General features: G+C 57.9%; 16 protein-coding genes. 10 read left to right on the plus strand and 6 right to left on the minus strand.

Annotated elements, in window-relative coordinates; genetic code table 11:
- Window positions 1-368 precede the first annotated feature (368 nt).
- Together rhtA and AACY50_RS12045 are read left to right on the plus strand one after the other, a co-directional pair.
- Window positions 369-1,256 (plus strand): threonine/homoserine exporter RhtA, encoded by an 888-nt coding sequence (gene rhtA, locus AACY50_RS12040; RefSeq protein WP_339431265.1) that lies wholly within the window; start codon window positions 369-371, stop codon window positions 1,254-1,256.
- Window positions 1,257-1,428: 172 nt separating this feature from the next.
- Complete coding sequence (locus AACY50_RS12045; RefSeq protein ID WP_339431264.1) at window positions 1,429-1,710, plus strand: hypothetical protein; 282 nt, start codon at window positions 1,429-1,431, stop codon at window positions 1,708-1,710.
- Between the two features lies 1 nt (window position 1,711).
- On the opposite strand, the gene AACY50_RS12050 is transcribed toward AACY50_RS12045, so the two are convergent.
- A complete protein-coding gene (locus AACY50_RS12050; RefSeq protein ID WP_339431263.1) occupies window positions 1,712-2,275 on the minus strand; it encodes a TetR/AcrR family transcriptional regulator in 564 nt (187 codons plus the stop codon).
- A 90-nt stretch (window positions 2,276-2,365) separates the two neighbouring features.
- Between AACY50_RS12050 and AACY50_RS12055 the strand changes: the two genes are divergently transcribed.
- The gene (locus AACY50_RS12055) at window positions 2,366-3,094 is read left to right on the plus strand and encodes an SDR family oxidoreductase (RefSeq protein ID WP_339538606.1); all 729 of its coding nucleotides are present in this window, start codon (window positions 2,366-2,368) and stop codon (window positions 3,092-3,094) included.
- Window positions 3,095-3,129: 35 nt separating this feature from the next.
- Window positions 3,130-3,726: a 2-hydroxychromene-2-carboxylate isomerase gene (locus tag AACY50_RS12060; protein WP_339538633.1), complete on the plus strand. Its 597-nt coding sequence runs from the start codon at window positions 3,130-3,132 to the stop codon at window positions 3,724-3,726.
- Between the two features lie 48 nt (window positions 3,727-3,774).
- Here the strand turns inward: AACY50_RS12060 and AACY50_RS12065 are convergent, their stop codons facing one another.
- The 5 genes from AACY50_RS12065 to AACY50_RS12085 all read right to left on the minus strand — a co-directional run bounded on the left by AACY50_RS12065 (window position 3,775) and on the right by AACY50_RS12085 (window position 8,499).
- A complete protein-coding gene (locus AACY50_RS12065; RefSeq protein WP_339538607.1) occupies window positions 3,775-5,583 on the minus strand; it encodes an aminopeptidase P family protein in 1,809 nt (602 codons plus the stop codon).
- Between the two features lie 55 nt (window positions 5,584-5,638).
- Window positions 5,639-6,805: an aminotransferase class V-fold PLP-dependent enzyme gene (locus AACY50_RS12070; RefSeq protein WP_339431260.1), complete on the minus strand. Its 1,167-nt coding sequence runs from the start codon at window positions 6,803-6,805 to the stop codon at window positions 5,639-5,641.
- A 205-nt stretch (window positions 6,806-7,010) separates the two neighbouring features.
- Entirely contained in the window at window positions 7,011-7,625 is a 615-nt protein-coding gene (locus AACY50_RS12075) for a LysE family translocator (RefSeq protein ID WP_339431259.1), read from the minus strand.
- A gap of 101 nt (window positions 7,626-7,726) precedes the next feature.
- Window positions 7,727-7,996 carry a hypothetical protein gene (locus AACY50_RS12080; RefSeq protein ID WP_339431258.1) on the minus strand — a complete coding sequence of 90 codons (270 nt, stop codon included), beginning with the start codon at window positions 7,994-7,996 and terminating at the stop codon, window positions 7,727-7,729.
- A 137-nt stretch (window positions 7,997-8,133) separates the two neighbouring features.
- Window positions 8,134-8,499 (minus strand): antibiotic biosynthesis monooxygenase, encoded by a 366-nt coding sequence (locus AACY50_RS12085; RefSeq protein ID WP_339431257.1) that lies wholly within the window; start codon window positions 8,497-8,499, stop codon window positions 8,134-8,136.
- 93 nt (window positions 8,500-8,592) lie between these two features.
- Here AACY50_RS12085 and soxR point away from each other — a divergent pair, with 93 nt between their 5' ends.
- The 6 genes from soxR to AACY50_RS12115 all read left to right on the plus strand — a co-directional run bounded on the left by soxR (window position 8,593) and on the right by AACY50_RS12115 (window position 12,560).
- Window positions 8,593-9,039, plus strand: a complete 447-nt coding sequence (gene soxR, locus AACY50_RS12090; RefSeq protein WP_339431256.1) for a redox-sensitive transcriptional activator SoxR — start codon at window positions 8,593-8,595, stop codon at window positions 9,037-9,039.
- A 119-nt stretch (window positions 9,040-9,158) separates the two neighbouring features.
- Complete coding sequence (locus AACY50_RS12095; protein WP_339431255.1) at window positions 9,159-9,617, plus strand: VOC family protein; 459 nt, start codon at window positions 9,159-9,161, stop codon at window positions 9,615-9,617.
- A 294-nt stretch (window positions 9,618-9,911) separates the two neighbouring features.
- Window positions 9,912-11,111 carry a PepSY-associated TM helix domain-containing protein gene (locus AACY50_RS12100; RefSeq protein WP_339538608.1) on the plus strand — a complete coding sequence of 400 codons (1,200 nt, stop codon included), beginning with the start codon at window positions 9,912-9,914 and terminating at the stop codon, window positions 11,109-11,111.
- Window positions 11,108-11,650, plus strand: a complete 543-nt coding sequence (locus AACY50_RS12105; RefSeq protein ID WP_339431253.1) for a thiamine pyrophosphate-binding protein — start codon at window positions 11,108-11,110, stop codon at window positions 11,648-11,650. Before AACY50_RS12100 ends, AACY50_RS12105 begins: the two co-directional genes overlap by 4 nt.
- Window positions 11,647-11,988, plus strand: coding sequence for a hypothetical protein (locus AACY50_RS12110; protein ID WP_339431252.1), 342 nt, complete (start codon window positions 11,647-11,649; stop codon window positions 11,986-11,988). The genes AACY50_RS12105 and AACY50_RS12110 overlap by 4 nt, the downstream gene beginning before the upstream one ends.
- Window positions 11,985-12,560, plus strand: a complete 576-nt coding sequence (locus AACY50_RS12115) for a DUF6162 family protein (RefSeq protein ID WP_339464773.1) — start codon at window positions 11,985-11,987, stop codon at window positions 12,558-12,560. Before AACY50_RS12110 ends, AACY50_RS12115 begins: the two co-directional genes overlap by 4 nt.

The following is a 12,560-nucleotide window of genomic DNA, read 5'->3' on the forward strand; positions in this document are numbered from 1 at the left end:
TTCGAAGAATTCTTCAACAACTTCAACCACTTGCGCCTTCGATCTCTCGTCAGCGGGAGGCGAATTCTACAGCGTTACACGCTGCTGTCAACACCTCTTTTTCAACTTCTTTCTGGCTTCGATGAACCGAAGCAGCTTGCTGCCGAAAACCTCATAACTCGTTGAATCTCAAGGAGTTTTCCGTTTCGACTGCGCCGGAAGTGGGGCGCATTATAGACGTCTGGAATTCGCCGTCAACCATTAATTTCGCTTTTCTATAGGTTGACGGAAAGAGCCGCTTATATATAGACGAAGCGACAGTGAATGCGCAGTATATTGCCCAACACCTAAAACAATACCCCCGCTCTCACTTTGGACGATGCCGCACGATGAACGACCAACCCCGCTCTCTTGCCTCCATGCTGTTCCCGGTTGGCCTGCTTTTGATAGCCATGGCATCGATCCAGTCCGGGGCCTCTCTGGCCAAAAGCATGTTTCCGGTGGTTGGCGCCCAAGGAACAACCACCCTGCGCTTGCTCTTCGCGAGCGTGATCATGTTGTTATTGCTACGCCCATGGCGAGCGAAGCTAACCACCAAGTCGTTGCGCACAGTGATCGTCTACGGCATGGCATTGGGCGGCATGAACTTCCTCTTCTATATGTCTTTGCGCACAGTTCCGCTGGGAATCGCCGTTGCTCTCGAATTCACCGGTCCGCTGGCTGTAGCCATATATGCATCCCGTCGCGCCATCGATTTTCTATGGATCGGCCTGGCAGCAACCGGACTGCTGCTGTTGATACCCACAGGGGCAACAACCGCAGGCATCGATGGGGTCGGCGCCGGGTATGCTTTAGGTGCCGGCGTCTGCTGGGCGCTTTACATCCTGTTCGGTCAGAAGGCCGGTGCCGACAACGGTGTTACAACCGCTGCGTTAGGCGTGATGATCGCAGCCCTGTTTGTGGCCCCCATAGGTATCGTGCATGCCGGAGCAGCTCTACTGACGCCATCGCTGATCCCGATTGCCATTGGCGTTGCCATCCTGTCCACCGCCCTTCCCTACACGCTGGAAATGGTCGCACTCACGCGTATGCCTGCACGCACCTTCGGTACATTAATGAGCATCGAACCCGCGTTCGGAGCGTTGTCGGGACTGCTGTTCCTGCAGGAATACCTCACACTGTCACAATGGCTGGCGATCCTGTGCATTATCCTGGCTTCCGTCGGCGCAACCATGACTATGGGTAGCGCGGCCAAGCCTGTCATTGCGGCAGATTGAAACAGGATTTGACGAAGGTCTGGCAATTGGCGTTCATTTAGGCCATGTTTAACCCCTTAACTCAGTGCCAGATATGGATTTTTTCGGATAGGGATATCGAAACGCTTAGAGTGCGAGCGAATACAGGCAGACCCGAGCGAGAGACTCGTGGCTGCTAGCTATAAGGACAGTAATGAAGCGAATTTTGATACTGGTAGCCGTACTCGCAGTCACTGGCTGCGCGGCAACGTCGAAAACTTCGGTAAAGCACGGCAAGAAAGGACTGCACATCAACTGTTCGGGACTCTCGTCCTCTTGGGATCGTTGCTATACCAGCGCAGCTACTTCCTGCGCTCCGAAAGGCTACAGGGTTATCGCCAAATCGGGGGATGCCGTGGAAGAGCCAGGCGACTATCCGTTTGGCCTCAACCCCGCTGGCTACACAAGTCGCAGCATGATCGTCATCTGTAAATAGATCACGGCCGTGTAGCGATCTGGCGTCCAATCTCGTTGTGACTGGACTTGAGCACCGCTCGCTGAATGTCCGGCGTGGCCAGCATACGCGCCACCACCAGCGCCCCCACACACTGCGACAGGACCGACCATGCCAGACTGTCGCTCTCAAGTATCTGCGCCCAACGCTCTTGAAGCTGACATATCCACAACTCTGCCTGTTCACGCACCTGAATATCCGAACGTGCGATTTCCGCCCCTAACGCAGGCAAGGCACAGCCGGATTCTGGCTGTTCAACGTGGGCCATACTCAAATAGTGCTTGAGACAGCGTTCCAGTCGCTCACGATCCTGCGTGCCCTGCCCGCCCAGTCGCTCAAGGCTCTGACCCAACTCTCGCTCGACGATGGCAGAGAACAACGCATCCTTGGACGAGAAGTGGCTGTAAAACGCCGCACCACTCAAGCCAATGGCTTTCATCAAGCCATCGACGCCAACCGTGGAAAACCCGGATCGCTTGGCTGACAGCGCACTGCTCTGCAATAGTTTTTCCCGGGTTTGCAGTTTGTGACTGGCGGAGTAACGCATATGTTTGCTCTCGAACTGGCTGCCTTGACGTTGCCTGGATCCTAGCATAACGTTCGTTCACTTAACGATCGTTTAATAAAGGGGCTACCCATGAATAACAAGAAGGTCGTATTGGTTGTCGGCGCTGGCGATGCGACGGGCGGCGCGATTGCAAAGCGCTTTGCCAGGGAAGGACTCATCGCCTGCGTCACGCGGCGCAACGCCGATAAATTGCAGCCGTTGGTGGAGGCCATTCGGGCCGAGGGTGGCGAAGCCCACGGCTTCGGCTGCGACGCGCGCAAGGAGGAAGACGTCATTGCACTGATCGAAGACATCGAAACTCGCGTCGGTCCGATTGAAGCCTTCGTATTCAACATCGGCGCGAACGTGCCGTGCAGCATCCTCGAGGAAACCGCTCGCAAGTACTTCAAGATCTGGGAAATGGCCTGTTTTTCAGGTTTCCTCAATGCTCGCGAAGTGGCCAAACGCATGGTTACCCGTCAACGTGGCAGCATTCTCTTCACGGGCGCGACCGCCGGACTTCGCGGGGCGTCGGGTTTCGCCGCGTTCGCGGGTGCCAAACACGGTATCCGCGCTCTGGCACAGAGCATGGCGCGTGAATTGGGGCCGATGAACATTCACGTCACGCATGTAGTGGTCGATGGCGCCATCGATACCGATTTCATCCGCAACAGCTTTCCCGAGAAGTACGCCTCCAAGGATCAGGACGGTATTCTCAACCCCGAACACATTGCCGAAAACTATTGGTATCTGCACAGTCAGCCACGGGATGCGTGGACGTTTGAGCTGGACCTGCGCCCTTGGAACGAGCGCTGGTAATCCCCCTCCATAACAATAAAGAGCGTTCAGCGATGATGAGCAAAACCGTGGAGTTCTATTTTGACCTCGGCAGCCCTGCCACTTACCTCGCCTATACCCAGTTGCCGAAGATATGCGCCGCGACCAACAGTGAGCTGATCTACACCCCTATGCTGCTGGGCGGCGTATTCAAAGCCACCGGTAACGACTCCCCGGCAATGATTCCGGCAAAAGGTCGCTATATGTTTCAGGATCTGGATCGCTATGCCAAACGCTATGGTGTCGCCCTGAGGTTCAACCCACACTTCCCCATCAATACGCTGACACTGATGCGCGCCGTGACAGGTGTTCAACTGCGTCAGCCAAATCGTTTCCAGGCCTTAATTGATTGCCTGTTTTGCGCACTTTGGGTAGAAGGCCGCAGCCTGGATGAACCAGCAACTGTCGCAGCGGTGTTGAGCGAACACGGTTTCGATCCACAAGAAGTACTGGCGCTGACCAACGACGAAACCGTCAAAGCCGTTCTTAAGGAAAATACGGAAACAGCGGTTAAGCGCGGAGTTTTCGGCGCGCCGAGCATGTTTATTGGCAATCAGATGTTCTTTGGCCAGGATCGCCTCGACTTTGTCGAAGAAGTGCTGCGCCAACCCTAGAGGAAGCTGTGACTCAGGCGCTGGTATCAGCGCCTGAGTTGCGGTCGATCAGATAGCGATAGTGCGAGTGTTCAGCCATTCCAGCGCCGCACCATCGAGCAACGGGCTCAGACGCTCACGCACTTGGGCATGATAGGTGTTGAACCACTGTTTCTCTTCCTGCGTCAGCAACGCAGGCTCCAGGCACCGAGTGTCGATCGGGCACAGCGTCAAGGTTTCAAACTTGAGGAATTCGCCGAATTCACTGCTGCCCGCCTCACGGTTCATCGCCAGGTTCTCGATACGCACGCCCCAACGACCCGGACGATAAGTGCCAGGCTCGATGGACGTGATCATCCCTGGCTGCATCGCCGTCTGCGGTGCCGGCGCCGCTTGATAGGCAATGACTTGCGGGCCCTCGTGAACGTTTAGGAAATAGCCTACGCCGTGACCGGTACCATGACCGTAATCCACGCTCTCAGCCCAGATTGGCGCACGAGCGATGGCATCAAGCAGCGGCGACAGAATGCCTTTCGGAAACTGCGCTCGCGACAGTGCAATCACGCCTTTCAAAACGCGCGTGCAATCGCGTTTCTGTTCTTCAGTCGGCGTACCGACCGGCACCATCCTTGTGATATCGGTCGTGCCGCCCAGGTACTGACCACCGGAGTCGATCAGCAGCAGACCATCGCCCTCGATCACCGCGTGTTCTTCTTCGGTGGCGTGATAATGCGGCATCGCGCCATTGGCATTGAACGCAGCAATGGTGTTGAAACTCAGCGAAACATAATCAGGACGACGTTCACGGGCAGCGGTGAGTTTCTCGTCGATGGTCAATTCGGTGATGCGTTCTCGGCCCCAGGCCGACTCCAGCCAGGCGAAAAATTCGCACAACGCTGCGCCATCCTGCTCCATTGCTTTGCGAATGTGCTGAGCATCGGCTTCGCTTTTTTGCGATTTGGCCAGCGTGGTCGGGTTCAAGCCTTCGACCAGTTTCACGCCGCTGTCGAGGTTATCCAGCAGACCGCTGGTGACTCGCGCCGGATCCACCAGCAGGCTGGCGCCATTCGGCACAGCGCGCAAGGCGTCAGCCACTTCGCTGTAATCGCGCAGCGTCACGCCATCTTTTTCGAGCACTGCGCGCAAACCTGCATCAACCTTGCTCAAGGCCACGAACAGCGTGGCTTGCTGTTGATTGATCAACGCGAAGGAAACAAACACCGGGTTGAACGAAACATCGCCGCCACGCAGATTAAACAACCATGCAATGTCGTCGAGGGTGGCGATGAAATGCCAGTCTGCTCCGCGCTCCTGCATGGTTTCGCGAAGTTTGCCCAGCTTGTCGACACGGCTGACAGTCGCCTGTGGCGGCAGATGCTGATAGATCGGGGCATTCGGCAGACTCGGCCGATCGCTCCAGACTTCCTTCAGCAAATCGATATCGGTACGCAGTCGAGCGCCGCGTGCTTCAAGTTTACAGCTCAAGGTGCGCGCCGAAGCCACAGCCATTACTGCACCATCGACGGCAACCACACTACCTTGCGGCGTCTGCTCGGCCAGCCAGTCCAACGGACTCGGCTGACCCGGTTGCAACTTGACCAGTTCGATACCGCTACCCTTGAGTTCCTTGGTCGCCTGCTCCCAGTAACGACTGTCAGCCCAGACGCCGGCGAAATCTGCGGTGACAATCAAAGTCCCGACCGAGCCGTGGAAGCCAGAAAGCCATTGCCGGCCTTGCCAGTAACCCGGCAGATATTCCGACAAATGCGGGTCGGCCGACGGCACCAACAACGCATGAATGCCTTCGCGGCGCATCAGTTCGCGGGTCTGCGCAAGGCGCTGGGGCACCGATCCTTCGGTCGAGGTCTGGTTACTCATCATGTCTCCTGCCAATCACTTCATCGTTATTATTCGTAGCCGTTAGGTCGGCTGGTTAAAGACCTGTCGCCCAGAATGCCGGAGCACTGGCGCAGGCGGTTTTGATCAATTCTACGGCCTTGTCGATATCCTCGGCCGTTGTAAAACGGCCAAGGCTCAAGCGAATAGTGCGTTCGGCTAGACGTGCGTCATGCCCCAACGCCAACAGCACATGGGACGGCGCGTTGCTTGCCGAGTTGCAGGCCGAGGTTGCGGAAAACGCCATCGAATGGCTCAGCGCCGCGCTGTTGAACTCGCCTTCGCCGAAGGTCAGGCTCAAGGTGTGCGGGATACGGTGGCTCGCGCTGCCGTTGAGATTGACGCCCGGCAAGCTCAGCAGTGGTTCGAGCAGACGCTCGCGCAGCGCGACGATGGACGTCTTCTCTTCATCAAAGGAGGCTGCAGCCAAGGCAAACGCCGCGCCCATACCGGCAATCTGGTGGGTCGCCAGAGTCCCGGAACGAAGCCCTCCCTCGTGGCCGCCGCCATGGATCTGCGCCTGCAAACGTTGCTGCGCCCGCGGGCCGACATACAGGGCGCCGATGCCTTTGGGACCGTATAGCTTGTGCGCCGAAAACGACATCAGATCGACCGGCCACTGCGCCAGATCGATTGCCACTTTTCCGGCACCTTGAGCCGCATCGACATGGAACAGTGCTTGGCGGCCACGCACGACCTCGCCGATGGCGGGGATGTCGTTGACCGTGCCGAGTTCGTTGTTGACCAGCATCAGTGACACCAGAAAGGTGTCATCGCGCATCGCTTCGCTGACAGCCTGCGGCGTGATCAGGCCGTCGGTGTCCGGCACAAGATAGGTCACGGCGATGCCGGCGTCCTGCAATTGGCGGGCGGTATCGAGGACGGCTTTGTGTTCGATCTGGCTGGTAATGATGTGGCCGCCCGGCACACCGCGCGCTTGGGCCACGCCTTTGAGGGCGAGGTTATTGGACTCGGTGGCACCGGAGGTCCAGACGATCTGTCCGGCTTGCGCACCCACCAGTTCGGCGACTTGCCGGCGAGCCTGCTCGACCGTTTTCCGGGCCTGCTGGCCGAACGCGTGGGAGCTGGAAGCCGGGTTGCCGAAGTTACCGTGAAACCCCAGACATTCGATCATCACCTGGATGACACGCTCGTCCACCGGTGTGGTGGCGGCGTAATCGAAATACAACGGACGTGTGTTCATAAAAGACTCGCAGAGCGTGTTCCGGGATCAGGAGGCTCGTGTCTGCAAACGGCACAGCGCAGCCTCGTGAGCTGCGCGTCGGTTGGAGAGCGTCATCAATACCTGATCGGATGCCGTTAAAGAAGAACAACTTCATTTAAAAGTGCGTAGGAACGCTCCTGAAGCCGAGCTTAACAGGCATCGGGCCGGCGATTGAAGCAATGCGTCAGCTAAAGCTTTCGAGAAGTAACGGGTACAGCGAAATCAACAGCAACGTGGCCATTCCCCAGTTGAAAACACGCAACCAGCGCGGATCCTTCAGCACATTGCGCAATAGCGTACCGCACGCGGCCCAGACGCCGACGCTCGGTAGATTGATGATGGCGAACACGGCGGCGATCACCAGCACATTGGTGAAATAACCCTGCATCGGCGTGTAGGTACTGATGGCACCGATGGCCATGATCCACGCCTTGGGATTGACCCACTGGAACGCTGCAGCACCCAGATAGCTGATCGGCTTGCCTTCGCCTTGCGCGCTGTCACCGACAGGCCCGGAGCGCGCGATTTTCCACGCCAGATACAGCAGATATACGGCACCGACGTAGCGCAGCACCGTATAAAGAATCGGATAGTTCTGAAATACCGCGCCCAAACCAAAACCCACCGCCACCACCAGAACAAAGAAGCCGCAGGTGATGCCGAGCATGTGCGGGATAGTACGGTTGAAACCGAAATTTACCCCCGATGCCAGCAACATGGTGTTGTTCGGCCCCGGCGTAATCGAGGTGACAAGGGCAAACAGGGCAAAGCCCAGCAGAAGATCAAGCGAGAGGGTCATGGTGGGCAATCCATCAAGGTCATTCAGATGTTGACCCTATCCCACGCAGCCCAGTAAACCCACGGACAGTTAGGTAAAACTTCAAGCAGTACAGTTGCCTTTCAGCTTGAGCGGCCATGCAGCTGTACGGCACGCTCGGCGCTCATTTCGCCTTGTTTATCGAAACCAAATGCTTTGGGTGACTGGCCAAGCAACAAGGCTTTTTTCGCGTGATATTCGTCAAAGGACAAACCACTGCGATTGAGGGCCTCCATCGCCAACTCACGGGTTTCTTCGGGGGTGTAGGGACGTTGTTCCGGGGAGACATGGGTGGCACATCCGGCAAGCACGGAAACCACGAGCAACAGCGAAAGGGTCAGTAAACGATTCATGGGGAGCGTCCTGGCAAGCAGTGTGGAGTCGATGGACAAAGGCTACGCCCGGCCGCGCTCGAGCAAAAATCAACGCTCTCGATAGTGGCTATCAGAATTTGACCATTTCCCCGCAAATGGCTGATCCGGTTTTCGATCTACCCGACCAGATGGCAGTGCAGTGCATCGTCATGACTGCGGGCGATGCTGCTCAGCACCTGGAACGAATTGAACGTGACGGTTTTCGCTTGATGGGCGCGGATCAACTGCCAAAAATCCTGCTCACCATTCTCGAAACTGCTGAATGCCGCCTCCCCGGCCTCGCGGCTCTGCCATTGCAGAAAACTCAACACCCGCCGGCCATCGTCGCTGGCCTGCACACTGGCGCTGACAAACCCCTCGTAGCGCAGGGCCAGACGCTCGGTTTGCACCGACAACGCCAAGACCAGTGCCGTTTGCTGCCGAGGTTCGATCTCGAATTCGATCAACTGGGTGAAGCTACGATTTTTCGCTGATGCTTGCATGAAAAGCCCCCTCGTATCTGTATGACGAATCTTGCGACTCGAAGGATCGCAGGGTAAAACCTCTAGTTAAGTCAAGGTCAAGAGCTGTTTCAGATGATCACCAAAGAAAACCTACACAAGCCATTAAGCGTGGGTGAAGTCGCGGCCCGCAGCGGCGTTGCAGTCACCGCCCTGCACTTTTATGAAGCCAAGGGGTTGATCAAAAGCCAGCGCAATGGCGGAAATCAGCGGCGTTATCCACGCGCAGTGCTACGGCGGGTAGCGCTGATCAAGGTTGCACAGCGCCTGGGCATTACGCTGGCGGAGATTGGCGAGGCATTGAAAATCCTGCCGGATGATCGTGCCCCGACCGCGGCGGACTGGAAGATCCTGTCGCAGCAGTGGCAGCGCGAACTGGATGAGCGGATCAACCAACTGACGCTGCTGCGCGACCGACTCAATGGCTGCATTGGTTGTGGCTGCCTGTCGATGGAGGCTTGTCCGCTGCGCAATCAGGGCGATGTGCTGGGAGAACAAGGCCCCGGGCCGCACTTTCTCTAATACGGATATGGGGTGCTGCTCGTCGGGCAAAAATCCTCGCCGCAAGGACAGTTCTATAGTGAATTTTCCACCTGTGGGGTGGAGCCACATCTCTTCGAATAAAAATCAGGGAGAACGTCATGAGCGTCAAACCCATCCCGGAGGGGTATCACAGCATTACCCCATACCTGGGCATCCAAAAGGCCGCCGAGGCCATCGATTTCTATAAGAAAGCCTTCGGTGCCACCGAAGTCATGCGCCTGGCCATGCCCGATGGCGGCATCGGCCACGCGGAACTGCGTATCGGCGACAGCGCAATCATGCTCGGCTCGCCGTGTGATCAAGGGCCACTGAGCAGCCCCGACAAAGCGGTATCGGTCGGTTTGCATCTGTATGTGACTGATGTCGACAAATCATTTCAACGGGCGCTGGACGCCGGGGCGACGACGGTGTCCGAGGTCAAGGACCAGTTTTACGGTGATCGCAGCGGCACGTTGAAGGATCCCTATGGGCATTTGTGGTTTCTGGCCACACGCAAGGAGGATCTGACAGAGGAGCAAATCAGGCAGCGGGCAATGGAGATGTTCAGTCAGGGTTAGATTTTTGCGTGGCAGGTCTGGCCTCCTCACGAGTAAGCCCGCTCTCACAGGGTTGTTTGGCGCGGTTGCTTCACCTGCCAGCGCTACTTACCGAGATCCCCAAGAGCAGTTCTGGATCATCCGGAGAATTGCGAAACATTTACTTTCATATCGTTTATCGGGATTTGCTTCGCTCATCCGTCTTATAGGGATACAGGCCTTTCGCGTAGGCAAAAGCCACGACTGCGCCTTTCAGGGACGCCAACTACGAAGCCCGTAGTCACGCGACCTTTCACCGAATCAAGACGCGTAATCATGTCGAAGAAATCCCGCTCCAAACTGTGGTTCCTGGCACATAGCTGGCTTGCATTGCCCATCTGGTTTTTTGTCCTGATCGTCTGTGTCACAGGCACGCTGGCGGTCGTCAGCCAGGAGATTGTCTGGCTGGCCAACCCGCAAATGCGCGCCAGCCAGCCCTCAAACGATGCCCCGCTGCTCAGCTACGACCAGATTCTGGCTGCGATCAAAAAGGCCGAGCCCCAGACACTGGTGCAAAGCATCAGCCGTCCGGACGAATCACACTTTGCCCTTGATGTCGAAGTCAGCTACCCCGACGGGCGCTCACTGACGGTCTACGTCAACCCGTACACCGGCGTCATTCAGGGCACTGCGCCCGCCTTCGACTTCAAGGCTTTCACCCGCGCCCTGCATGGCTGGTGGCTGGTGCCATTCACCAACGGTTTCAGTTGGGGGTGGTATCTGGTGTCGTTTCTGGGCGTGCCCATGCTGGTCTCGTTGATGACCGGACTGGTGGTCTACAAGCGCTTCTGGAAAGGTTTTCTGCGTCCGACCCTGCGTGTGCGCCACGGAGCACGCATCTTCTGGGGCGACTTCCATCGACTGTGCGGCATCTGGTCGATCTGGTTCATTGCGGTCATTTCCATTACCGGCATCTGGTTCCTGATCCGGGCGATTCTGTTTGATAACCAGATTTCCATCTCCAGCGAACCGATCATCCCGGCCATGTCCCGAGAAAGCGTACCCGTTTCAGCAACAGGCACGCCGCCGCCACATATCAGCCTGGATCACGCCATCGAGATCGCTCAACAGAAGATTCCGGGGCTGCAAGCCAGTTTTGTCAGCCTGCCGGGTAACGCCTACAGCCACATGAGCGTCGGCGGTCGCGGCTGGTATCCATTGATGTTCCAGACCGCGACGCTCAACCCGTACAACGGTGACCTGGCCGCTTTACGGTTACTGTCCGATCGCTCCTCGCTGGAGTTCGTAACCGAATCCATGCGCCCGCTGCACACCGGTGACTTCGGCGGAATCTGGATCAAGCTGATCTGGTTTTTCTTCGGCCTGCTACTGAGCATGATGGTGCTCAGTGGCCTGCTGATCTGGACCAAGCGTACCGCGCTGGCGACCGCCAACGCGCTGAAGCGCGAGGACAAGAAAACCCGCATCAAGGCGCAAGCGGCCATGAGCCGTGAACCTTCGCAGGCCAGCCTGTGAGCAAGTCAACCTTGATCAAGCGGCCATCCCGACTGTCTCGCTTCTGGCACAAGTGGCGGTTTCACATCAATGTTCTGCTGTTGTTGATCCCCCTGGGCTTCATGCCCAAATACTTCGCCGATGCCTCATTGTTTCGCGGCGACAGTGGCCTGGGTCAGCACGAGATCGGTGATATCCAGGTCGGGCCCTGGAGCCTGCGATTGGCCGAACTTCGCAATGAAGCCCCCATCCTCACGGGGCCGGCCGGCTATATGAAGAGTTTTAGCGCGGCCCTCTGCGAGACCTGTATCGAACAGGTCAAGGCCACCTATCTGCGCATCGGCAAGCCGCGCAGCCTGCGTGCAGCCGGCGTGATCTTCTTCGGTACGCCTTACCGAATGGGCACACAACTGCCGATCCCGGAAAAAACCAAAGCTGACGCCGAACTGTGGATCACCCTGGAGGGCTGGGACGGCAGCATGCATCAGGCCTCGATTCCCCTGAGCCAGGCCTCCCCCGCCACCATTGCCTGGCTGAACAAACAAGGAGCCAACCCATGAGCCCCGCTCAACGCCCTTCCCGTCTGCGACTGAGGGCCGCGCTGCTGGTACTGTGCGCCGGCTTCAGCGCCGGCGCCCTGGCGCACAACCCGATGTGCGAGTGCAAAGCCATTGATGCCGAGCAGATCAAATGCACCGGCGGTTTCTCCGACGGCAGCGGCGCGCCGGGGGTAACCCTCGACGTGATCGGCTACGACGAGACGATTCTGGTGCCGGGCAAACTCGGTAGCGACTCGACCCTGACCTTCAAGAAACCCGGCACCGAGTTCTACGTACTGTTCGATGCCGGTCCGGGGCACGTCGTGGAAATCGACCAAGCGGACATCGAGGCACCATGAGTACGCCAACCACCCAAGTTGTGCGCCCGGCTGGAGCCGGCCATGAAACCCTCAACGTCTTGCTGCTGTGCCTGCTGATCCTCGCGATAGCAGGTTCCGTGGTGGCATGGCGCAGGGTTTCCCACGAACCGGAGCCCGTTGCCAGCCATCAGTTCGATGCCCGGCGCGACCTCAGCGCCGCCGAGCAGGGCATTTATGCCGATCTGCGCGTGACGCTGGACGAAATCCAGTTGCTGCGCGAAGAACAGAAAACCCTGCCGTCCCCACAAGGCCTGGCCGATGAAGGTTTCGCCCCGTTTGCTCAGGACGTCAGCGCGATCAGCCGTGGCGGCCATGCCTGGCAAATACTCGCGGACAGCGCCTACTTCGGCCATAGCCAGACACCCGCCGTCGCCGGTTCGTTTCTGATGCGCGTAACCGCCGATGACAAGGCTGCACCGGATATCTGGCTCAATCGTGATGCGGGTCTGCAAGCGCCACCGAAACTGACCGACACCGCCCTGTCCGCCGCCGGGTGGAAACAGATCGTCGCGCAATACGATGCCGGGGTTACCCGCGAACATCGTCATTGA

It is taken from the genome of Pseudomonas sp. RA_15y_Pfl2_54, assembly GCF_963971015.1.
In the GTDB taxonomy this organism is placed as follows: domain Bacteria; phylum Pseudomonadota; class Gammaproteobacteria; order Pseudomonadales; family Pseudomonadaceae; genus Aquipseudomonas; species Aquipseudomonas baetica_A.